The following is a 23,832-nucleotide window of genomic DNA, read 5'->3' on the forward strand; positions in this document are numbered from 1 at the left end:
GACCCCCTGACTTTAAAGAAAGTGACGGCACACAGTGAGCGAGACGAAGCTCCGCGACTACCTCAACAGGGTGACGACCGATCTGCACCGCACCCGGCAGCGCCTTCAGGAGGTGGAGACGAAGCAGCGTGAGCCCATCGCGATCGTCGCGATGAGCTGCCGCTTCCCCGGCGGGATCAGCTCTCCCGAGGAGCTGTGGAACATGGTCGCGGACGGCGCCGACGGACTCTCACCGTTCCCGACGGACCGCGGCTGGCACGAGGAGGTGTACAACCCGGACCCCGACAGCCAGGGCACGAGCTATGTGAACGAGGGCGGGTTCCTGCACGACGCCGCGCAGTTCGATCCCGTGTTCTTCGGCATCTCCCCGCGTGAGGCGCTGGCGATGGACCCCCAGCAGCGGCTGCTGCTTGAGGTGTCCTGGGAGGCTCTGGAGCGGGCGGGCATCGACCCGCTGTCCGTCAAGGGCACCACCGGCGGCGTGTTCATGGGCGCCGCCTTCCAGGGGTACGGCGCGGCCGGACCGATCGAGGCCGAAGAGGTCGAAGGCCATCTGATGACGGGCCAGACGCCCGCCGTCACCTCCGGCCGGATCTCCTACGTCCTCGGCCTCGAAGGCCCCGCGGTGACGGTGGACACGGCGTGTTCGTCGTCCCTGGTGACGCTGCATCTGGCCGCGCAGGCGCTGCGCCAGGGCGAGTGCGACTTCGCCCTGGCCGGCGGCATCACCGTGATGGCCGGCCCCGGAACGTTCACCGAGTTCAGCCGTCAGCGGGGACTCGCCTCCGACGGCCGCTGCAAGCCCTTCGCGGCTGCCGCGGACGGCACCAACTGGTCCGAGGGCGTCGGCGTGCTGCTCGTGGAACGGCTGTCCGACGCCCGCCGCCACGGCCACCCCGTGCTGGCGGTGATGCGCGGCTCCGCGGTGAACCAGGACGGCGCCAGCAACGGCCTGACGGCCCCCAACGGCCCGTCGCAGCGCAGGGTGATCCGGCAGGCGCTCGACAACGCGGGACTCACCCCGGACGACGTCGACGTGGTGGAGGCGCACGGTACGGGTACCACGCTGGGTGACCCGATCGAGGCGCAGGCGCTGATCGCGTCCTACGGCCAGGACCGGCCGGCGGACCGGCCGCTGTGGCTGGGGTCCATCAAGTCGAACATCGGTCACGCGCAGGCGGCGGCGGGTGTCGCGGGGATCATCAAGATGGTGATGGCGATGCGGCACGGCGTCCTGCCGAAGACGCTGCACGTCGACGAGCCGACCCCGCATGTGGACTGGTCGGCGGGGGCCGTGGAACTGCTGACCGAGGCACGGCCCTGGCCGGAGACGGGCCGGCCCCGCCGGGCGGCGATCTCCTCCTTCGCGATCAGCGGCACCAACGCGCACACCGTCATCGAGCAGGCCCCCGAAGCCGAGGAGCCGGGGCCGGCCGATCCGCAGGAGGGCCCGGGAGCCGAGGCACCCGGAACGGTCGCCACCTCCGTCGTGCCGTGGCTCGTCTCCGGCAAGGGCGAGGCCGCGCTGCGGGCACAGGCCGAGCGGCTGCACACGCGTCTGACGGCTCAGGGATCCTCGCGGAACGACGATCTCGCGGCAGCACCGGTGGCGGACGTCGGCTACTCCCTGGCGGTGTCCCGGTCGGCGTTCGAGCACCGCGCGGTGGTGATCGGCGAGGACCGCGAAAGCCTTCTGCGTGGTCTCCGGGCCGTGGCTCAGGGCGAGGTCGCTCCGGGCGTGGTCAGGGCACAGGCGGTGAAGGGTCGCAGGACCGCGTTCCTGTTCACCGGTCAGGGTGCGCAACGCCTTGGCATGGGGCGGGAGTTGTACGACGCCTTCCCGGTGTTCGCCCGTGCGCTGGACGAGGTGTGCGCGCACCTGGACGTCGTGCTGGACCGTCCGCTGCGGGACGTGATGTTCGCGGCGGAAGGCAGCGCGGATGCCGAGCTGCTGGACCGGACGGCGTTCACGCAGCCCGCGCTGTTCGCCGTCGAGGTGGCGCTGTTCCGGCTGCTTGAGCACTGGGGTGTCAGGCCGGATGTGCTCATCGGTCACTCCATCGGTGAGATCGCTGCCGCGCATGTGGCGGGGGTGTTCTCGTTGGAGGACGCGTGCACGCTGATCGCGGCGCGTGGTCGGCTGATGCAGGCGCTGCCCGAGGGCGGCGCGATGGTGGCCGTCCAGGCGTCGGAGGAGGAGATCACGGCGTCGCTCGCCGGTCGTGAGGCCGAGGTGAGCATCGCGGCGGTCAACGGACCGACGGCCGTGGTGATCGCGGGTGACGAGGCGCCGGTGCTGGAGATCGCCGGTCAGTGGGCGGAGCAGGGGCGCAAGACGAGCCGCCTGCGGGTCAGCCACGCCTTCCACTCGCCCCGCATGGACGCCATGCTGGACGACTTCCGCAAGGTCGTCGAGGGGCTCGTGCTCAACCCGTCGGCCATCCCCTTCGTCTCCAACGTCACCGGAGAACCGGCTTCGGACGCCGAGGTGTGTTCGCCGGAGTACTGGGTGCGGCATGTGCGCGCGGCCGTGCGCTTCGCCGACGGCGTACGCGGCCTTGAGGCGCAGGGGGTGAACACCTTCCTGGAGGTCGGCCCGGACGCCGTGCTGTCGGCGATGGTCCAGGACTGTCTGAGCGAGCGGGCCGCGGTCGGCCCGGTGACGGTGCCGGTGCTGCGCAAGGACCGGACGGAGGTCCAGGCGCTGACGACCGCCGTCGCCGAACTCCACGTCCATGGCGCCGCAGTCGACTGGGAGCGGGTGTTCTCCGGGCGCGGCGCGCGGCGGGTGGCCCTTCCCACGTACGCCTTCCAGCGTCAGCGCTACTGGCTCGACTCCATGGCGGCCGTCGGCGACGTCGGCTCGGTGGGCCTCGGAACGGTATGGCACCCGCTGCTGGGCGCCGTGCTCTCCCTGGCGGGCGGCGGCGGGGTGCTGCTCAGCGGGCGGTTGTCGATGGCCACGCACTCCTGGCTCGCCGATCACACGGTGCAGGGCATGGCGTTGGTACCCGGGACGGCCTTCATGGAGATGGCCGCCCGAGCGGGTGACCAGGTGGGGTGCCCCCGGGTCGATGAGCTGGTGATCGAGGCGCCCTTGGTGATGCCCGAGCGCGGCGGGGTGCAGATCCAGGTCGAGGTGGGGGAGGCCGATGCCGCCGGCCATCGTGAGGTGAGCGTGTACTCACGACCGGAGTCGGCCGATGACCGGGCCGACCTCGGGGAACCGTGGGTACGACATGCACACGGTGTGCTCACCCCGCCCGGCCCGGCCGCCTCCTTCGACTTCGCGAAGTGGCCGCCCTCCGGGTCCAAGCCGGTCGACATCTCGGGCGGATACGAGCACGCCGCCGAACACGGGCTGCGCTACGGCCCCGCGTTCCAAGGGCTGCGGCGTGCCTGGCGACGCGGTGACGCGGTGTTCGCCGATGTCGAACTGCCCGAGGACCAGCTCGGCACCGCGAAGTACTTCGGCCTGCACCCGGCGCTGTTCGACGCGGCCCTCCACGCCATCGGCGTGGGCAAGGACGTACGCGGCGGCGACGACGCGCCGAGCGCGGGCACTCTGCTGCCGTTCTCGTGGCGAGGCTTCTCCCTGGACGCCGTCGGCGCGGGAGCGCTGCGCGTCCGGGTGGTCCCGGACGGGCGCCAGGCGGTGTCCCTGGCGATAGCCGACACGTCGGGCCGCCCGGTGGCGTCGGTCGACTCACTCGTTCTGCGGCCCATGCAGGCGGACGCGTTGAGGAACGCGAGCCGGAAGACCGGTGACGCGCTGTTCCTCATGGAGTGGACGGCGGGCGCGGCCGAGCCCGCCGAGGGCGTGGCGTCGGGCTGGTCGGTGGTCCTTGGCGACGACCGCCTCGGCGTGGGCGCCGCTCTGGAGGCGTCGGGCGTCACCACCGACGTGTACACGGACCCGGTGGCGCTCGGTGACGCCGTGGCGTCGGGCACGCTCATGCCCGGCACTGTGGTGCTGCCGGTGGCTTCGGACGGCTCGGCCGTGGCGGGCGAGGTGCATGCGCGGGTCGCCGAGGTACTGGAGACCGTCCAGTCCTGGGTGGCGGACGAGCGGTTCGCGGGGAGCCGGCTGGTGCTCGTGACCCGGGGAGCCGTGGACACCGGTGACGGTGTGACGGATCTGGCGGGCGCGGCCGTGTGGGGGCTGGTGCGCTCGGCACAGTCGGAGAACCCGGGCCAGGTGGTGCTGGTCGACATCGATGACGTCGAACGGTCGGCTGGGCTGCTCGCGGGCGTGGTGGCTTCCGGCGAGGAGCAGGTGGTGGTGCGCTCCGGCGAGGTCCGCGTGCCGCGCCTTGGCCGGGCGCCGCTCTCGGGCGGGGCTCAGGAGCCGGAGGTGTTCGGTTCCGGCTCGGTCCTTGTGACGGGGGGCACAGGGCTGCTGGGCGGCTTGGTGGCCCGGCATCTGGTCACCCGGCACGGCGTCCGGAAGCTGGTGCTGTTGTCCCGCCGTGGGGCGGAGGCGGACGGTGCCGCCGAGTTGCGGACCGAGCTGGAGGCCGCGGGCGCCGACGTGGTGATCGAGGCGTGCGACGCCGCGGACCGCGAGGCGCTCGCCGCGGTCCTTTCGGGGCTGCCCGAAGGGTTCACGCCGAGCGCAGTGGTGCACGCGGCCGGGGTGCTCGACGACGGGCTGTTCGCGTCCCTGACGCGCGAGCGGGTGAGCGCGGTGCTGCGGGCGAAGGTGGACGCGGCCTGGAACCTGCACGAACTGACCGCGGGCATGGACCTGTCGGCGTTCGTCCTCTTCTCCTCGGCCGCCGGTGTGCTCGGCGCGGCCGGACAGGGCAACTACGCCGCGGCCAACGTGTTCCTGGACGGCCTCGCGTCGTGGCGGCGTACCCAGGGGCTGCCGGGCGTCTCGCTGGCGTGGGGCCTGTGGGAAGAGGCCGGCGGCATGACCGGGCACCTCGGGCAGGGGGACCTGCGCCGGGTGGCGCGGTCGGGTCTGGTGCCGCTCTCCTCCAAGGAGGGCCTGGAGCTGTTCGACGAGGGCGTCACCTCCGGCCAGGCCGTGGTGATCCCCACCCGCCTCGACCTGGGTGCGCTGCGCGCCCAGGGGGCCGCGATGCCCGCCGTGTTCCGTGCCGTCGTCCCGGAGCCCGTGGTCCGGCGTACGGCCCGGGCGGTCGAGTCCGAGGCCGGCGACCAGTCCGCCCAGTTGCGCCAGCGACTGGCCGGCCTTTCGGAGACCGAGACCGAGGAGGCGCTGCTCGAACTGGTGCGTACGCTCGCCGCCGCGGTGCTCGGGTACACGTCACCCGACGAGGTCGACACCAGCCACGAGTTCATGGAGATGGGCTTCAACTCCCTTACGGCGGTGGAGTTCCGGAACCAGCTTGCCGCGGTCACCGGCCTCCGCCTCGACACCACGGTGGTCTTCGACCACCCGCGCCCCCTGGAGCTGGTGTCCTATCTGCGGCCCCGGCTCGCGGCCGGGATCGCGTCCGCTCCCACCGACCGCCAGCCCCAGCCGCCGTCGGCCCAGGCCGCCACGTCGACGCCCGCGACTGCGCCTCCGGCGTCGCAGGCGGACGCGCCCGACACCCTCGGCTCCCTCTTCCGGGAGGCGGCGGCGCAGGGCAAGACCAAGATCGGCATGGATCTGCTGGTGAACGCCGCGCGGCTGCGTCCCACCTTCGAGGACCCGGCCGACTTCGAGGGGACCATCAGGCCCGTGCGGCTCTCCCGGGGTGCCGAGCACCCCTGGCTGATGTGCTGCTCCTCCTACATGGCGCTGGGCGGCGTCCACCAGTACGCGCAGCTCGCCGCCCCCTTCCGGGGCAGCCGGGACGTCGCGGCCCTGCCCGCCGTGGGGTTCGTCCAGGGTGAGAGCCTTCCGGCCACCCCGGAGGCGCTGTTCCGCCTCCAGGCGCGGATCGTCTCGGAGTACGCCGACGGCGCCCCGGTCGTCCTGGTCGGTTCGTCGGCCGGCGGAATGGTCGCCCACTCGGTGGCCGCCGCTCTGGAGAGCCAGGGCACACCGCCCGCGGGAGTCGTCCTGCTGGACACCTACCTTCCGGACAGCGCGATCATCGGCCAGTTCGAGAACACCATGCTCGACGAGATGTACGAGCGGGACGCCCTCGTCTCCATGGAGGGTGTCCGGATGTCCGCCATGGGGTGGTATCTGCATCTGTTCGAGGGGTGGAAGCCGCCGGAGAGCGCGGTTCCCAGCCTTCTCGTCCGTGCGGCGGAACCGATGGGAGAGGTGGACCCGGACGCGGCGGGCTGGCAGTCGGACTGGCCGGCCGACTCCGTGATCGACGTACCCGGAACCCACTTCACGATGGTGGAGAAGCAGGCGGGGACCACCGCACAGGCCATCGAGGACTGGGTGGCCAGCCTCTAGTGCATCACGCGCCCGCCCGCACCGACGGCCCGCGGGCGGGCGCCCCACGCCGCAGCCGAGGCCGGCGCGGCACACAGCTTTGACGCAGGGTTTTACCCAAGGCAGGAGTTAGGTGAGCACCATGTTGAACGGGTCCAGTGACTCGGGAGATTCCATCGCGCAGGCTGGACCGGGCCGTGGCGAGAGCCCTGAACCGCCCTCCCTCGGTCCGGACTTCCACGAACTGCCGGGCGTCGAACAGCGCAGGGTCCTCTTCGACCTGGTACGCGCACACGTAGCCGCGGCGCTGCGGTCCGGGTCGCCGCGCACTCTCGACGCCGGAAGTTCGTTCCTCGACCTGGGCCTTGACTCGCTGGCGGCGGTCACTCTGCACCGCGGGCTGGTCGCCGCCACCGGGCTCACCCTCGAGGTGACGCTCGCCTACGACCACCCGACCCCCGGCGAACTGGTCGACCACCTCCACCGGCGGATCGTGCCCGTGGCCACGGACGAGGCCGCCCCCGCGCGTGCCGTCGTAGGCTCGGACGACCCCATCGCGATCGTCGGGATGAGCTGCCGTTTCCCCGGTGGCGTCAACAGCCCCGAAGACCTGTGGAAGGTCGTCTCCGAGGGCGTGGACGCCATCACGCCGTTCCCCACCGACCGCGGCTGGGACCTGGAGGCGCTCTACAGCCCGGACCCGGACCGCCCCGGCACCAGCTACGCGACCGAGGGCGGGTTCATCCACGACGCGCCCGAGTTCGACGCGGAGTTCTTCGGCATATCGCCGCGTGAGGCGCTCGCCATGGACCCGCAGCAGCGGCTGCTCCTCGAGACCAGCTGGGAGGTCTTCGAGCGGGCCGGAATCGACGTGACCGAGCTGCGGGGGAGCCGCACCGCCGTCTTCACCGGCGCGGAGCACCACGACTACGGGCCCCACCTCCAGAGCACCAAGAGCGGCCTCGAGGGCTATGCGCTGACCGGCATCGCGGGCAGCGTCGCCGCCGGGCGCATCTCCTACACCTTCGGCTTCGAGGGCCCGGCGTGGACCGTGGACACCGCGTGCTCCTCGTCGCTGGTCTCCCTGCACCAGGCGGCGCACTCGCTGCGTCAGGGGGAGTGCGATCTGGCGCTCGCCACCGGCGTCGCCACCATGCCGACCCCGGGTGACTTCATCCTCTTCAGCCGCCAGCGCGGGCTCTCCTCCAACGGGCGCTGCAAGGCGTTCGGTGCCGAGGCCGACGGCACGTCATGGGCCGAGGGCGTCGGCGTCCTCCTGGTGGAGCGGCTCTCCGACGCCCGGCGCAACGGCCACGAGGTGCTGGCCATCGTGCGCGGCTCCGCCGTCAACCAGGATGGCGCCAGCAACGGTCTGACGGCCCCCAACGGGCGCTCCCAGCAGCGCGTCATCCGGCAGGCGCTGGCCAACGCCGAGCTGACCGCGGACCAGATCGACGTGATCGAGGCGCACGGCACCGGAACCTCGCTCGGCGACCCCATCGAGGCGCAGGCGCTGATCGCCACCTACGGCGAGAGTCGCCCGGAGGGGCAGCCGGTATGGCTGGGCTCCCTCAAGTCGAACATCGGCCACACCCAGGCGGCGGCCGGTGTGGGCGCCGTCATCAAGATGGTGATGGCCATGCGCCACGGCATCCTGCCCAAGACGCTGCACGTGGAGGTACCGACCCCGCACGTGGACTGGTCGTCGGGCGGTGTGGCGCTGCTCGCCGAGCAGCGCGCCTGGCCGGAGACCGGGCGGCCACGCCGGGCCGGTATCTCCTCGTTCGGTATGAGCGGCACCAACGCGCACGCCATCATCGAACAGGCCCCGCCGCAGGAGCCGGCCCCCATCACGGACGCCGACGCCGACGCGGACACGGCCTCCCAGCCCGTGTCCTGGCTGGTGTCCGCCAGGAGCGAGGAGGCGCTGCGGGCGCAGGCCGCGCGGCTGCGCGAGCACGTGGTGCGCCACCCCGACGCGAGGCCGGTCGACGTCGGATGGTCGTCCGCCGTGACACGAGCCGCGCTCGAACACCGTGGCGTGGTGGTGGCGTCCGACCGTGAGGGGCTGCTGCGCGGCCTCGCGGCACTCGCCGAGGAGACCGACGCGCCGGGCCTGGTCCTTGGCAGGTCCACGGCGCAGCGGGTGGCGTTCCTGTTCACCGGCCAGGGCGCCCAGCGGCTGGGCATGGGCCGTGAACTCCACGAGACCTACCCGCTCTTCGCCGACGTGTTCGACGAGGCGTGCGATTACCTGGAGGTCCGCCTCGGGACCTCCGTGCTCGACGTGGTCTTCGGCCCCGAGGACGACGACGCCGCCGCGACCGGTGACGAGCTCAACCAGACGATGTTCACCCAGGCCGGTCTTTTCGCCTTCGAGGTGGCCCTGTTCCGCCTGCTGGAGTCCTGGGGCGTGCGCCCCGACTTCCTGATGGGGCACTCGGTGGGCGAGATCGCCGCGGCCCACGTCGCCGGGGTGCTGTCCCTGGAGGACGCGTGCGCCCTGGTGGCGGCCCGCGGACGGCTGATGCAGGAACTGCCCGAGGGCGGCGCCATGGTGGCCGTCCAGGCATCGGAGCAGGAGGTGGCCGAGAGCCTGGAGGGCCGCGAGGACCAGGTGTCCCTTGCGGCGCTCAACGGCCCCACCTCGGTGGTGGTCTCCGGCGACGAGGACGCGGTGCTCGAACTCGCCGGCCACTGGGAGGCCCAGGGCCGCAAGACCAAGCGGCTGCGGGTCAGCCACGCGTTCCACTCCCCCCGGATGGACGCCATGCTGGAGGAGTTCGGCCAGATCGCCGCCTGCCTGGCGTACTCGGCCCCGGCCGTCCCGGTCATCTCCAACGTCACCGGCGATGTCGCGGGCGCCGAACTGGCCACCCCGGAGTACTGGGTCCGCCATGTGCGGGAAGCGGTCCGCTTCGACGACGGCATGCGCCGCCTCGCCGACCAGGGCGTGACGACGTGCGTGGAGCTCGGCCCCGACGCCGTGCTGACCGCGATGGGCCAGGACTGCCTGGACGCCGTCGGCGCCGACGCGGCCTTCGTGCCCCTGGCCCGCTCCGGGCGCGCCGAGGCCCAGACGCTGGCGGAGGCGGTCGCCACCCTGTACGCGAACGGCATCGGCGTGGACTGGGACGCGGTGTACTCCGGGCGCGGCGCACACCGCGTCGCCCTGCCGACCTACGCCTTCCAGCACAAGCGGTACTGGCTCGAGTCGGGCGGCGCCGTGACCGGCGACGCCCGGAGCGTCGGCCTCGGCAGGGTGGACCACCCGCTGCTCGGCGGCCTCACCGAACTGGCCGAGGGCGACCGTACGGTGCTGACCGGACGCCTGTCGCTGCAGACCCACCCGTGGCTCGCCGACCACGCCGTGGCCGGCGGAGTGCTCTTCCCCGGCACCGGATTCGTGGAGCTCGGCCTGCTCGCGGGCGCCGAGACCGGGGCGGGACGGCTCGGCGAACTCACCCTCGAGACGCCGCTCCTCCTGCCGGAGCAGGGCGGCGTCCGCGTCCAGCTCGTGGTCGGCCCCGTCGGCGAGTCCGGCATACGGCCGCTGGGCGTGTACTCGCGCTCCGACAGCGACGAGCCGGGGGAGGAGTGGGTGCGGCACGCCCAGGGCGTCCTCGAGGCGGACAGCGGCGCCGCGGTCACCGACAGCCTGCTGCAGTGGCCCGTCCCGGGCGCCGAGCAGGTGCCGATGGAGGGCTTCTACGAGGGCCTGGCCCAGGTCGGTTACGGATACGGGCCGGTCTTCCAGGGCCTGGAGTCGGTCTGGCGCCTTGACGGCGACGTCTACGCCGAGGTGGCGCTGCCGGACTCGGCCGCTCAGGAAGCCGGACGGTTCGGTCTGCACCCCGCCCTGCTCGACGCCGCTCTGCACGCCATGGAGATGGGCGACTTCGGCGGCGAGAGCGGACGCGTGACCCTGCCGTTCTCCTTCACCGGGGTGACCCTGCACGCGGTGGGCGCCGGACGGGTGCGAGTGCGGCTGCGCCCGCAGGGCAAGGACACGGTCGCGCTGCTGGTGACCGACGCCACGGGTGCGCCCGTCGCCTCGGTGGAGTCGCTGGTGGTGCGGGAGGTGGCGGCCGAGCGGTTCGCGTCAGGACCGCGCTCCACCGGCGGTGACGGAACGCTCTTCCGGGCCAACTGGGACGTGCTCGCCGCCGCCCGCGGCGGCGACCCGGCCGGGGTCGGTGTGTCCACGGCGGTGGTCGGCGCCGACCGGGCGCGGGTGGGCGAACTGCTCGCCGCCTCCGGTGTCGAGCACGCCGAGTACACCGGAGTGGACGCGCTCGTCACCGCCCTCGACGAGGGTGCCGCGCTGCCCGACGTCGTCTGGGCCTGGTGCGGTGCCGAGCCCGCCGGACCGGACGCCGGGGACATCGCCGACGCCACCCACAAGGCCACCCACCGGGCGCTGGCCCTGGTGCAGTCCTGGCTCGCCGAGGACCGGTTCGACGGATCCCGGCTGGTCGTGGTGACCCGCGACGCGGTCGCCGCGGGACCGGGCGACGGCGTCGCCGGACTGTCCAACGCCGCCGTGTGGGGACTGGTGCGCTCGGCGGCCACGGAGAACCCGGGCCGACTCCTGCTGGTGGACCTCGACCGCCACGCCGAATCGGCCACCGCGGCCGCCGGTCTGGTGACGACCGCGATGGCGGCGGGCGAGCGCGAGGTGGCGGTCCGCGCCGGCCAGGGGCTGGTCCCCCGGCTCGCCAGGAACGCCTCCGGGCGGGTGCTCGAAGCCCCCGCCGGCACCTCGGCGTGGAAGCTCGGCACCACAGGCGGCGGCACCCTGGACAACCTCTCGCTGCTGCCCGACCCCGCGGCGGAGGCGCCGCTGGCCCCCGGATACGTCCGGATCGCGGTGCGTGCCGCCGGTCTGAACTTCCGTGACGCGCTGATCGCCATCGGCATGTACCCCGAGGACAACGCCACCATGGGCGGCGAGGGCGCCGGTGTGGTCCTGGAGGTCGGCCCGGGCGTGACCGACCTGGCCCCCGGAGACCGGGTCATGGGCATGATCAACGCCTCGTTCGGGCCCATCGCGATCGCCGACCGGCGGCAGATCGTCCGCATGCCGCGCGGCTGGACGTTCGCGCAGGGTGCCTCCGTGCCGGTGGTCTTCCTGACCGCCTACATCGGCCTGGTGGAACTCGGCGAGCTGCAGGCGGGCGAGTCCATCCTGGTGCACACCGCCACCGGCGGTGTGGGCATGGCGGCCGTACAGCTCGCACGCCACCTCGGCGCCGAGGTGTACGCCACGGCCAGCCCCGGCAAGTGGGACACCCTGCGGGCGATGGGATTCGACGAGAAGCACATCTCCTCCTCCCGTGACCTGGACTTCGAGCCGCGCTTCATGGAGGCGACCGGCGGCCGGGGCATGGACATGGTGCTGGACTCGCTCGCCCGCGAGTTCGTCGACGCCTCCCTGCGGCTGATGCCCAGGGGCGGGCGGTTCCTGGAGATGGGCAAGATCGACGTGCGCGACCCCGAGGTCGTCGCCCAGGACCACCCCGGGGTGAAGTACACGGCGTACGACCTGGTCGCGGCCGACTACGACTGGGTCCAGCGGATGCTGGTCGAGCTGGTCGAGCTCTTCGACAGCGGTGCGCTGCACCCCATCCCGGTGACGGCGTGGGACGTGCGGCGGGCCCCGGACGCGGTGCGGTACATCAGCCAGGCCCGGCACATCGGCAAGAACGTGTTCACCATGCCCCGGACCCTCGACCCCGAGGGCTCGGTACTGGTGACCGGCGGCACCGGCGGCCTGGGCCGCGAGGTGGCACGTCATCTGGTGGCCGAGCGCGGGGTGCGCAACCTGGTGCTCGTCTCCCGGCGCGGGCCGGACGCGGAGGGCGCCGCCGACCTCGCGGCCGAACTGACCGAGGCGGGCGCGTCGGTGACACTGGCGGCCTGTGACGTGGCCGACCGTGCCTCGCTGGAGCGGGTGCTTTCCGGCATACCCGCCGACCACCCGCTGACCGCGGTCGTGCACGCGGCGGGCGTACTCGACGACGGTGTCATCGACACCCTGTCGCCGAAGCGGATCGACGCGGTCTTCGAGCCGAAGGTCGACGCGGCGTGGAACCTGCACGAGCTGACCCGGGAGACGGACCTGGCGGAGTTCGTGGTGTTCTCCTCCGTCGCCGGTGTGTTCGGCAGCCCGGGACAGGGCAACTACGCCGCCGCCAACTCGTTCCTTGACGCGCTCGCCGCACACCGGCGCGGCCTCGGCCTCCCGGCGGTCTCACTGGCCTGGGGCCCGTGGGACCAGGCCGGCGGCATGACCGGCACCCTCAGCCAGGCGGACATGGTGCGCATGGCGCGCGAGGGCATGGCGGCCCTGTCCATGGCGGGCGGTCTGCGTCTGCTGGACGCCGGCGCCATGAGCGAGGACGCCCTGCTCGTGCCGATGCGGCTTGAGACCTCCGCGCTCAGCGGCCAGACCGACATCCCCACCCTGCTGCGCGGTGTGGTCCGGGCGCGGAGCAAGGCGGCGGGCGGCGGAAAGACGACCGCTCCCGAATCGGCCAAGGTACGGCTGGCCGGTCTGGCCGGAGCCGAACTCGAGCGGGCGCTGCTCGATCTGGTGCGCGGCAGCGCGGCGATGGTGCTGGGGCACAGCGGCGCCCAGTCCATCGAGCCCGACCGCTCCTTCCAGAACCTCGGCTTCGACTCGCTGGCGGGCGTGGAGTTCCGTAACCGGCTGAACTCGGCCACCGGGCTCCGCCTCCCCTCCACGCTGATCTTCGACAACCCCACGCCCGCGGTGCTCGCCGAGTATCTGCGCGGCCGGGTGGCGACGGACGGCCCGGCCGAGCCGGACGTCGATCCGGAAGAGGCCAGGATCCGTGCCCTTCTGACGTCGATCCCGCTGGAGCGGCTGCGCCGCGCGGGTCTGCTCGACACTCTCACCGAGCTGGCGAGCGGCAAGGACCAGGCCGAGAAGGGCACCGAGGAGAAGGAGACGGACTCCATCGACGCGATGGACGACGACGACCTGATCGACATGATGCTCGGCGACCTCGACACCTGACGACCCGCGAGTCCCCCCGGAGACCTCCGGGGGGACTCGCGGTCCCGGCCCACGGCCCACGGCTCGCGGAGCGTCGGCGTCGTGGGTGGCTCCCACCCCAAGAGACTTCAAGAAGAAGAAAGGCTCAGTGAAACCCGATGACCGCAAAGGTCTTTGCGACGGAAGCGGTGCATGCGCTTCCCGAGTTCGAACAGAGGGCCCTGGCCATCGCCGAAGCCCTCCGTGAGCGCGGGGTCGGCGACGGCACCCGGGTCATGCTGAAGGCCAGCAACTCCGCCGGCTTCGTCGGGGTCCTCCTCGCCCTGATGCACGCCGGCGCGTCGATCGTCATGGTCGACCACCAGGAGCGGGCGGAGGCCACCCAGCGCATCTGCGACCGGGCCGGGGTCAAGATCTGTGTGGTCGACGACGACACCCCGATGCCCAAGAGCGGCCCGGCCCGGGTCACCGTCTACGAGCTGCTCATGGCGTCCATGGAGCAGACCCCCGCCGAGCGGCAGCTGTCCCTCGACACCTGGTGCGAGCTGCCCGACGGCCTGATCATGTGGTCCTCCGGATCCACCGGGGAGCCCAAGGGCATCGTCAAGACCGGGGCGAAGTTCCTGAAGAACCTGGAGCGCAACGCCCAGCAGGTGGGCCATCGTTCCGATGACGTCCTGCTGCCGCTGCTGCCCTTCTCCCACCAGTACGGGCTGTCCATGGTGCTCATCGCCTGGCTGGTGAAGTGCTCGCTGGTCATCGCGCCCTACCGACGCCTTGACCGGGCGATGACCATGGCGGGCACCTGCGGGGCCACGGTGGTCGACGCCACCCCGGCCAGCTACCGCAGCATGCTCAACATGATCGGCAGCAAGCCCGCCCTGGCGGACGAGTTGTCGGGTGTCCGGATGTTCTGCAGCGGGGCGGCCCCGCTGGACCCCGGCCTGGTCGCCGACTACGTCGAGCGATTCGGACTGCCCCTGCTTGACAGCTACGGCAGCACCGAGGCCGGGAACGTGGCCTTCGCGACCGAGGACAACGCGGTCGCCTGCGGGCGGGCCGTCGAGGGCCTGAAGCTGCGGATCGTCGACGACGAGGGCGCCGTCCTCACCTCCGGCGAGGTCGGGGAGATCCAGATCCACTCGCCCGACCTGATGGAGGGCTATCTGGCGGAGGACGGCACGGTCACCCCTGTCGACCCGGCCAGGACCGACTGGTACCCCACCGGCGACTTCGGCTATCTGGACGCCGGGGACAACCTCTTCGTCCTCGGCAGGAAGGCCGCGGCGCACCGCAACGGCCACACGCTCTACCCCGAGATCATCGAGCACAAGCTGGCCGCGGCCGGCTGCCTCGTCAAGATCGTCCCGGTCCCCGACGAACAGCGCGGCTGCCAGCTCGTCTTCTTCGTGGAGGACGAGCAGCGGCGCGAGCCGCGGCACTGGCGGGAGCCGATCACCTCCCTGCTGCCCGACTTCGAGCACCCCAACCGCATTCACGTCCTGGAGCGATTCCCCCTGAACCGAAACGGCAAGCCCGACAAACGACAGCTCGAGCAGCTGGCTCTCGACCTGGCGCCGCGAGCGAAGGCATGACGGAGCAGCAGAGCACCGAGCCGCAGGCCGCAGAGGTGCGGACATCCGATCCGGAGACCGGCCGCACGGCGATGGTCTTCCCCGGGATGGGGCCCTTCCGCTTCACCGATGTGGGCGAGTTCCTGCTGACCAACCCCCATGCCCGGCGCCGGCTCGCGATCGCCGACGAGGTGGTGGGGTACTCCGTGTTCGACCGGTACCGCCAGTCGGACGCCGAAGAGGAGGGGCAGTACACCGCGCACACCCAGATCGCCTTCCTGACGGTCTGTCTCTCCCTCGCCGACTGGGCGGAGGAGACGCTGGGAGAGCGGCCCGAGCTGTGCGCGGGACCGAGCTTCGGCCAGCGGGCCGCGGTGACCTACGCGGGGTCCCTGCCGTTCGAGGAGACCGTGCGGCTCACCGCCGAACTGGCGCGCTGCGAGGAGGAGTACTTCCGGCAGGAGCACCGTGAGGCGGTCACGCACTGCGTGATCCACACCCCGGAGGAGCGGCTTCAGGAGGCGCTGGCCGATCTGGATGCCGAGGGGGAGTGGCACGACGTCTCCGGCTACATCGACCAGGGCTTCTACCTCGTGTCCCTGCGCGAGCCCGTGCTCGACCGGTTCAAGAAGCGGATCGGCGAGCTCGGGGGGTACAACATGTACACCATGTGGCCGCCCGTGCACGCCCCGGCGTTCGGCGCCCTGCGCCGCAAGGCGGAGGAGGAGGTCCTCGGCACCTTCGAGGTGGCTGACCCCAAGCTGCCGGTCGTCGCCGACCAGAACGGCGAACTGCTGACCGGCGCGGACGGTGTGCGCACCATGCTGCTCGACACCTTCGACCACCCGATCCGCTGGCCGGACATGGTGGAAACGATGCGGGAGCAAGGCATCACCAAGGTCTGCATCGCGGGCCCGGACAATCTCTTCGGCCGGGTGAACCGTACTGTGGACAACTTCGAGGTAGTGGCCATCGACGCCCGCAAGGCGATGCGCCCACGGGTCCGGCAGAGGAGCGCCCGCCGGGCGAGGCGGTGATGGTGGGCGCTGCCCCCGGGCAGCGCCCACCATGTCATTGACCGATCGCTCCCAGAGCAAGCGTGCCCGCATGGCACGGGGGAGGAATTCGATCCGGAGGCCGCGCCGGACGCCGCGATGCGGCTGTTCCGGCGCCATGGCCACGAGGGGACGTCCACCGGCGACCTGGTGGACGAACCGGGCATCGCGCGGGCAGCCCGTACGGGACTCACGGGTCCGAGCGCGGACTGTATCCGGACGTGCTCGACCGCTTCCTCTCCGGTGCCGCGGAGCCGGGCTCGGCCGGCATCCGCGCGTCGCGGACACCGGCCCCGGACACCGTCCGGGACCTCCCGGACATCAGCGCGGCGGCCCCGAAACCGGACCCGCCCCAGGGCTGCTTCGCGGTCAACGCCACGCAGAGCACGGCGATTCCGACCCGGGGACCACGCTCCACAGCGCGCTGCGCCACGGACGATCCGACCCCTTCGCTCCTCGGTCTACCGCTTCGTGTACGTGATTCCCACCGGGTGCCACTTACCTGTGCGAATGCAAGGCGGGCAGGTGGGCCATGGCGGTGGTCCGGGCTGGTCGGTGCTGGGCGGCCGTGACCAGCAATTCCCTAGAGTCCTCTGTCCTCACTGGTCCGTGCCCCGCATGGCGTGCTGGGCTATGGATCGCCCACCCACCACAGGGAGATAGGTCCACATGCTCCTCACTGCCCTCCACGGGAGTGGCCCGTCGAGCTCTCGAATCACCATGCTCTGCCCCGACTTTCCCTTCGCCTACGACGACTGGCTGCGCCACCCGGCGGGCCTGGGCGGCGTCCCGGCCGACGCCGTGGGAACCGAGGTCGCGATCGTCGGCGGCGGGGTGGCCGGGCTGGTCGCCGCGTACGAACTGATGCGGATGGGACTGCGTCCGGTTCTCCACGAGGCGGGACGCCTGGGCGGCCGGATGCGCTCCGTCGGCTTCGACGGGTTTCCGGACGAGGTGGCCGAGCTGGGGGCCATGCGGTTCCCGCTCTCGGCCGCCGCGCTGTTCCACTACGTCCGCACGCTGGGCCTGCGCACCACGCCGTTCGCCAACCCGCTCAGCCCCTGCACCCCCATGACGGTGTTGGACATCGGCGGCGTCAGCCACTGGGCCCGGACCGAGGCCGATCTGCCGCCCGTCTACCGGGAGGTCGCTGACGCCTGGGACAAGACGTTGCGCGAGCATGCCGACGTATGGCTCATGCAGGAGGCGATCCGCACCCGGGACACGGCCACGATCAAGGCGATGTGGAACCGCCTCGTGCCGCTGCTGGACGACCAGTCCTTCTACGGCTTCCTCAGTTCCACGCCCGCCTTCGCCTCCTTCCGGCTCCGTGAGCTCTTCGGGCAGGTCGGCTTCGGCACCGGCGGCTGGGACACCGACTTCCCCAACTCGATGCTGGAGATCCTCCGCGTCGTCTACACCGAGGCCGACGTCGACCAGCAGGCCATCGAGGGAGGCTGCGAACAGGTACCGCTGGGCCTGTGGCGGCACGCTCCCGAGGGCCTCGCGCACTGGCCGGCCGGTACGTCGCTCGCCACGCTCCACGAAGACCGGCCCCGGCCCGCCGTCACCGCGCTGCGCCGTGCGGGGGAACGTATCGAGGTCACCGACGCCGACGGCCGGACGCGCGGTTACCGGGCGGTGGTCTTCACCGGACAGCACCGGCTGCTGAACAGCCGGGTCGCCTGCGACGACGCGCTGCTGCCCGGGCCGGTCCGGTCGGCGATCGAGCGCACCCACTACATGAGTTCCTCCAAACTGTTCGCGCTCACCGACCGGCCGTTCTGGCTGGACGTCGACGCCGCGACCGGGCGGGACGTGATGGGCATGACGCTCACTGACCGGCTGCCGCGTTCGGTGTACCTCTTCGACCAGGGGCCCGGCCGACCCGGTGTGATGTGTCTGTCCTACACCTGGAACGACGACTCGCAGCGGGTCGCCGCGTTGTCCGCCGAGGAGCGGTTGGAGGTCGTCCTGCGCTCGCTCGGCGAAATCTATCCGGGCGTGGACATCCGGTCGCACATCATCGCGCCGCCGGTGGCCGTCAGCTGGGAGAACGAACCCTGGTTCACCGGGGCCTTCAAGGCCAACCTGCCGGGCCACTACCGCTACCAGCGCCGCCTGTTCACCCACTTCATGCAGGATGAGCTGCCTGAGCACCAGCGGGGATTCTTCCTGGCCGGCGACGACGTCTCCTGGACCGGCGGCTTCGCGGAGGGCGCGGTCACCACGGCGCTCAACGCCGTGTGGGGTGTCGTACGTCATCTCGGCGGCGGCTCCCACCCGGCCAACCCCGGGCCGGGGGATGCGTTCGCCGAGCTCGCGCCCCTGGAACTCGACGAGTTCTGACCCGAAGGCACCACGAAGAAGCGGTCCCGTGTGCACCCGGCACACCGGACCGCTTCTTCCTGACAGATCCCTCAGTCGCGCTGCCGTGGTGTCCGGTCCGAAGTGGCCTGTGCGGCGGGGCGACGATGTCGAGGATGCTGCGGTACGTCGCCGGTGTCGCGCCCAGGACCGTGGCACCGCAGCGCTGGGCCAGGTGCAGAGTGTGGCCCAGCCGCGGGTACGCGTACGGCCCCGGCGGCTGACCGGCGGCGACGGGCTGAGCGGTGTGCCCGTGCTGCGCACCCTCGACGACGCCCTCGCCCTGCGGCACCGAGGCGGCCGACGTCACACTCGTCGGCCCCGCCCCGGTACCGACCGCTGCTCGGCCTTCTCGGGCCCCAGAACGCCGGGGCGGTTGCGGCGCATGGTGCAGAGTGGGTTCGCGCCCTCGTGGATCGTCACCCGCCCGTCCAGGACAGCGCGGACGGGCGTGGGCGGCAGGTGGTACAGCCGCTGGCGCCGAGGGCGTCGACACGGCTCAGCCGCAGGATCGGATGCGGGACGCCCGAGGAGCGCACCGGTCCAGGGCCAGCTTGTGCCGACCGTACACGCGCGGCGGCCGTACCGGGCCGGTCTCGGTGGCTTCGCCGTCGGCATCAGCTGCCTCGTCTGTGTCTCGGCCGGTTCTCAGGCCGGGCGCTTGGTGCCGGAGCCGACCGCGGCGAGGGTCAGCGCGGTGAGCACCAGGCCCTCGCCCACCAGCCACCGGCCCGTCAGGTCCACGGCCCCGCCGTCGGCCGCCCGTATGAGCTCGGGCGGCAGGGGCACCAGCAGCCGGACCGAGAACGTGCCGTGCTCCAGGCCCGCCGCTCCTGGCTCGCGGCTGAAGCGCAGCCGGGCGTCCTCGAAGCCGAGCGGTTTGAGGGTGAGGGGGAACCACACCTTGTAGACCGACTCCTTGGCGCTGAACAGCAACCGGTCCCAGGGGATGTGGGGCGCCGCGCTCGTCAGCCGGGCCAGGTCGGCCCGTTCCTCGGGCAGCGACACCGCGTCGAGGACACCGTCCGGCAACGGGCCGGCCGGTTCGGCGTCGATGCCGAGCCCCGCCAGATCGCGATCGTGGGCGACCGCGGCCACCCGGTAGCCGTCGCAGTGGGAGATCGCGCCGACCACCCCGGCGGGCCAGCAGGGCGCACCTGAGGGGCCCGGCAACAGCGGGGCCGCCGTGCGGCCGAGCGCGGCCAGCGACAGGCGGGCGCAGCGGCGTCCGGTGGCGAACTCCCGTCGCCGCTTGGCCACCGCCCGGGCCACCGCAGCGGCCTCCTCCGGGAACAGTGGCGGAGCCACCAACTCGCCGCGCACCTCGGTCACTTCGACAAGGTCCGGCAGCAGCCGGCGCATCAGCGGTGTCATCGGGCACCTCGCTGGGACAGGGCACCCCGGCGGGACAGGATCTCGCGCAGCAGCGGATCGGGTCGGCCGCGGGCCTGCCACGCGCGCGGGCAGCCCAGAGACACCTCGCGGTGCGGCACCCCGTCGCGCCAGGTGGTGCGGGGGACGTGGGGATGGCCGTAGACCACGGTGGCTGCCCGGTAACGGCGGTGCCAGTCGTGGTTGCCCGGCACCCACACCACCTGGGCGAACCGCTCGGCCAGCAGCCGCAGCGCCCACTCGACGTCCGCGGTCAACGCCCCGATGTCACCCGCGACGATCAGCCAGTCGGAGGGGTCGGAGGGGTGCAGATCCTTGACGGCCGCCCGGTTCTGCTCGTGGGCGACGTGCAGGTCGCTGACCGCGAAGAGCCGTCTACCCGTGGGGCCGCGTACTGCTTCGCCGTTGGAGATCCGCGGATTCGTGGTGCTGGGCATGCCGAACTCCTCGCTGCGCGTCCGGCGCCTCGATTCGCGTCCGGCGCTCAGATTTATGCCATCGGCCCACCCGTTCCTTCAACGCGTGACCGGCGTGCCGGGCCAAGGACAAGGGATTCGCCCAGACTCCCCGACGCGTGACCCCCCTGGACTCACGCGTCCTCGATAGTGGTGTGGTGTCTGCCTGAACAGGCAATGCTCCACAGTCGATACACAGAAGCAAAGAGAGAAAAGGGAATGGAAGCAGCGTGAGTGTGAGCCCCCATGACGACGGCCAGTGGTGCCGCCGGTTCCAACCGGTGCCCCCCGCCGCCCCCCGCCTGATCTGCTTCCCGCACGCGGGGGGCTCGGCCAGCTACTACGTGCCCGTCGCCAACGCCCTCGCCCCGCACGTCGACGTCGTCGCGCTGCAGTACCCGGGCCGCCAGGACCGGCGCAGGGAACCGCTGATCGACGACATCGGCACCCTCGCGGACCGCGTGCACGAGGCGCTGCGCGGCGAGGCCGACCGTCCGCTCACCTTCTTCGGCCACAGCATGGGCGCGCTCCTCGCGTTCGAGGTCGCTCGAAGGTTCGAGCAGGACGGTCGCACGTCCCCCGTACGGCTCTTCGTCTCCGGTCGGCGGGCCCCCTCCCGCCACCGCGACGAGAACGTCCACCTACGCGACGACGACGGGGTCATCGCCGAGGTCAAGGCCCTCAGCGGCACCGACGACCGGGTGCTCGGCGACGACGAACTCCTACGCATGATCCTGCCCGCGCTGCGCGGGGACTACCGGGCAGTGGAGACATACCGCTGCCCGCCCGGCGTCACGGTGGACATCCCGGTCACCGCCCTGGTCGGCGACAGCGACGCCAAGACGACGATCGACGAGGCGCGTGACTGGCATCGGCACACCACGGCCGACTTCGACTTGCGGATCTTCCCCGGCGGGCACTTCTACCTCAACGAACGCGCTGCTGACGTGCTGAGCGTCCTCAACGAGCACTTCGCGGCGCGGAGCGTCCCGGACGGGGTCTGAGCCGGAGCCGGAGCCGAAGTTGGAACGGCCCCGTCCGGCCCTCCGGCCTCCCCCTGTCGAACCAAACCCGCGCCCTTGAGCGCGGCGGCGAGTCCCGGGGGCGGCCGGAGGTCGACATCGTGCGGTAACAGCTCGTCAGATGTATCTCCACCGCCCGTCCGGAAACGCCGAGGGTGTCGACCATGGCCTGTGCAGCCCGTCGTCGGGACCAGCTCCAGTGCCGTCTGCCGGAGCGGGCTCTCCAGTGACAGACGAAGGACGGGGACTGTGCGGATTCAAGGGCGAGGCTGGGGCAGTGCAGGCCGAGCAGGTCAGGACAGGTGGTTGGCGTGGCAGATCAAGGGCGCATGCACTGAGACGACCCCTAGAATCCGCCCGGCCCAACGCACTTCACGAGCCCTCGGCACGCCCCGCGTTTTGGGAAACGACCAGATGTCGCACCGAGGTTGAAACAAGTATTGCGCATGTCCAGGACTTCCTCCTTAATGGGTTCGGCCAGCCCGAAGCGCCGAGAGTTGCATGCCCGGGATCCTGGATCGGCACAGGTGGCGATGGACCGGCCGGTTAGGAAGAGACGGAGGAACGCATAATGAGCGCGGAACTCGTGGAAATCCGAAAATCCTTGATGGAGCTGCGTGGCAGCCTGAACGCGCTGCGGAACGGCCAGGGCGACTCTCCGTACGTGCGCAGGCTGATGAATGATCTGGACCGTTTTGAGTTGAACATGGAGGACCCCGAATCGCGGGACCAGTTGGCCTCGATGACCGCCTCTGTGGCCACATTGACGCAGATGACCGTGGCGAACGTCGCCCACGACGTCGTCCGCGTACAAGAGAGTTTCGACCACAGCGTGGCCTGGCACGACGCTGACGACGAGGGGATCGGCGGCCATCGCCGCTGAGCGGCCGCCCGGCTCAGCGGCGATGGCCGCCGGGGCCGACAGCGGGGCGGCCGCTCTTCGTGGGTCACTTCACGAAGTCGGGCAGTACGCGGGGCGGCCAGCTGCCGACCGTGAAGACGCCCATCGCGTAGGCGCGGGAGACCAGCGTGGCGCGGTTGGGCGCCTTGAATCGGCGCAGCATCAGACCCACGTGGTATTCGACGCCCTGGCGGCTCAGGTACAGACGCGAGGCCAGCTGGATGGTCGATGCGCCGGTGGCGACCCCTTCCAGGATGCGGGCGTCGAGAGGCGTGAGGAGAGGCGTCGACTTCGCTGTCGGGGCCGCCTCGGACAGGTCGTCGTCGGGGGTCATCAGGACGACGACACCGGAGAAGGCGTCCCCCTCTCCCCGGATCGCTATGCCTGTCATCTCGGTCGAGAAGACCTGGTCATGGCCGCGTTTTGCGACCACTTTCTCCACGAATCTTCCGCCATGGCCGTCCGAGAGATGGCTGAAATGCTTGGTCAGGACGTTGCGGGCGCTCGGATGCAGCACGTCGTAGATGCTCTGCCCGCACACCTCCCGTGAGGGGCGTGCGACATGACGGAAGAAGTCGGAGTTCGCTGCTTCGATGTTGAGCTCGGCGTCGAGACTTGCCATGCAGGTGAAAGGGTGCGACCCGTTTGTCCGACGATTTCTGTGAGCAGTGTTTTGTGCGGGCAGGGGAAGGCCGTCGGCCATGGTCGGTCGGTCGGTCTTCTGGAGCATGAAAAACTCTCCCGAGTGTGGGCTGAACAATAGATCTGCAGCGGAATCGGCGCTGCAAACCAGTCGAATGATCGGATGTGCTATGTCTGTGCCGCTGGCGGTGATATCAGGGTTGGCTCGCTTCGCGAGTCAACGATTCACCTGACCCGCAGCGGAAAAACTGCGATGCCCCTGCGGGGCGGGCGGCCACGCACTGAATCTGCGTACTCGTCGGAGGGCGTCATCGGGTTGACCGGCACCGCGAGCGCGCTTGCTGCTCGCCGGCCCGGCTTCAGACGCCGACCGGAGCGGGCCGTCGGGGAGTGACAGATCGAGTGGCACGTGGTGCCGCTTCGGCAGATCCACTCCCGTATCGACGGCCGGGCCGCCCTGTTGTCGACATCTGCGCCGCCGTGGTGGCTGATCTGCATAATCAGAAAGGTAGGCGGTCAGAATGCGTCGATACTAGAGGTATCCGGTCAGAGTTGTTGCCCAAAAGGGCATGTCTTCCTGTCATGAAGGATCGGGCTGACTCGTGGCAGCGGACCTCGAGGACGTGGACGGTGTGCAGCACGGAGGGGCGGCGGGCCCGGGCGTGGCCTTGCCGGAGGAGACGGCCAGTAGAGCGGCACCGCACCCGCGGGCGGACTGCGTGTCGGTGCGGAACCGGCATGGGTCTTCGACCTCGACATGGGTCTTCGACCTCGACCAGAAGGTCCATGGCGGTGACTGTGCCGATGCCGCAGATCTCGGCGGGTGTGCAGCCCAGGGGGTAACCCAGTGTCCGGCAGCGCGCAGCCGCTTGGCCACCGGCCGCCACGGCCCGCCGCCCTGCCGGGCGCCGAGGATGAGGACGAACGTGGAGGGGGTTCGGGGCGTGGTACGGCTGTCTTCCCTCATCGGGGAACAGATCACACACGCGATGCGCCGGAACCCCGAGAAGTTCGCTCGCCGGAGATTTTTGAAGAGTCAGTTGTCGTCCACGAA

9 protein-coding genes and 1 pseudogene are annotated in these 23,832 nt (G+C 71.4%); 7 read left to right on the top strand and 3 right to left on the bottom strand.

Annotated features, from left to right (window positions below):
• Window positions 1-49 precede the first annotated feature (49 nt).
• From MQV74_RS36280 to MQV74_RS36300, 5 genes and pseudogenes are all read left to right on the top strand, one after another.
• Window positions 50-6,370, top strand: a pseudogene (locus MQV74_RS36280) (type I polyketide synthase); the annotation flags it as partial.
• A gap of 112 nt (window positions 6,371-6,482) precedes the next feature.
• Window positions 6,483-13,391, top strand: coding sequence for an SDR family NAD(P)-dependent oxidoreductase (locus MQV74_RS36285; protein WP_374120744.1), 6,909 nt, complete (start codon window positions 6,483-6,485; stop codon window positions 13,389-13,391).
• Between the two features lie 137 nt (window positions 13,392-13,528).
• Window positions 13,529-14,965, top strand: coding sequence for a class I adenylate-forming enzyme family protein (locus MQV74_RS36290; protein ID WP_242727550.1), 1,437 nt, complete (start codon window positions 13,529-13,531; stop codon window positions 14,963-14,965).
• Window positions 14,962-15,981 carry an ACP S-malonyltransferase gene (locus MQV74_RS36295; RefSeq protein WP_242727553.1) on the top strand — a complete coding sequence of 340 codons (1,020 nt, stop codon included), beginning with the start codon at window positions 14,962-14,964 and terminating at the stop codon, window positions 15,979-15,981. The genes MQV74_RS36290 and MQV74_RS36295 overlap by 4 nt, the downstream gene beginning before the upstream one ends.
• 738 nt (window positions 15,982-16,719) lie before the next feature.
• Window positions 16,720-18,348, top strand: coding sequence for a flavin monoamine oxidase family protein (locus MQV74_RS36300; RefSeq protein ID WP_242727555.1), 1,629 nt, complete (start codon window positions 16,720-16,722; stop codon window positions 18,346-18,348).
• A 666-nt stretch (window positions 18,349-19,014) separates the two neighbouring features.
• Here the strand turns inward: MQV74_RS36300 and MQV74_RS36305 are convergent.
• Both MQV74_RS36305 and MQV74_RS36310 read right to left on the bottom strand, forming a co-directional pair.
• Window positions 19,015-19,740, bottom strand: coding sequence for a 4'-phosphopantetheinyl transferase family protein (locus MQV74_RS36305; RefSeq protein ID WP_242727557.1), 726 nt, complete (start codon window positions 19,738-19,740; stop codon window positions 19,015-19,017).
• Window positions 19,737-20,195 carry a metallophosphoesterase family protein gene (locus MQV74_RS36310; RefSeq protein WP_242727559.1) on the bottom strand — a complete coding sequence of 153 codons (459 nt, stop codon included), beginning with the start codon at window positions 20,193-20,195 and terminating at the stop codon, window positions 19,737-19,739. The genes MQV74_RS36305 and MQV74_RS36310 overlap by 4 nt, the downstream gene beginning before the upstream one ends.
• A 248-nt stretch (window positions 20,196-20,443) precedes the next feature.
• Here MQV74_RS36310 and MQV74_RS36315 point away from each other — a divergent pair, with 248 nt between their 5' ends.
• Entirely contained in the window at window positions 20,444-21,217 is a 774-nt protein-coding gene (locus tag MQV74_RS36315) for a thioesterase II family protein (protein ID WP_242727561.1), read from the top strand.
• Window positions 21,218-21,806: 589 nt separating this feature from the next.
• Window positions 21,807-22,118 carry a hypothetical protein gene (locus MQV74_RS36320; protein WP_242727563.1) on the top strand — a complete coding sequence of 104 codons (312 nt, stop codon included), beginning with the start codon at window positions 21,807-21,809 and terminating at the stop codon, window positions 22,116-22,118.
• Window positions 22,119-22,182: 64 nt separating this feature from the next.
• Here MQV74_RS36320 and MQV74_RS36325 read toward each other — a convergent pair whose 3' ends face one another.
• The gene (locus tag MQV74_RS36325; RefSeq protein WP_242727565.1) at window positions 22,183-22,866 is read right to left on the bottom strand and encodes a helix-turn-helix transcriptional regulator; all 684 of its coding nucleotides are present in this window, start codon (window positions 22,864-22,866) and stop codon (window positions 22,183-22,185) included.
• Window positions 22,867-23,832: the final 966 nt, after the last annotated feature.

The organism is Streptomyces sp. AN091965 (assembly GCF_022698285.1).
Classification (GTDB): Bacteria; Actinomycetota; Actinomycetes; order Streptomycetales; family Streptomycetaceae; genus Streptomyces.

Bases quoted from the DNA above. Each gene is read 5' to 3' on its own strand.
- MQV74_RS36320 (WP_242727563.1), top strand. From the start codon at position 21,807: ATGAGCGCGGAACTCGTGGAAATCCGAAAATCCTTGATGGAGCTGCGT.
- MQV74_RS36300 (WP_242727555.1), top strand. From the start codon at position 16,720: ATGCTCTGCCCCGACTTTCCCTTCGCCTACGACGACTGGCTGCGCCAC.
- MQV74_RS36310 (WP_242727559.1), bottom strand. From the start codon at position 20,195: ATGCCCAGCACCACGAATCCGCGGATCTCCAACGGCGAAGCAGTACGC.
- MQV74_RS36295 (WP_242727553.1), top strand. From the start codon at position 14,962: ATGACGGAGCAGCAGAGCACCGAGCCGCAGGCCGCAGAGGTGCGGACA.
- MQV74_RS36305 (WP_242727557.1), bottom strand. From the start codon at position 19,740: ATGACACCGCTGATGCGCCGGCTGCTGCCGGACCTTGTCGAAGTGACC.
- MQV74_RS36325 (WP_242727565.1), bottom strand. From the start codon at position 22,866: ATGCTCCAGAAGACCGACCGACCGACCATGGCCGACGGCCTTCCCCTG.
- MQV74_RS36290 (WP_242727550.1), top strand. From the start codon at position 13,529: ATGACCGCAAAGGTCTTTGCGACGGAAGCGGTGCATGCGCTTCCCGAG.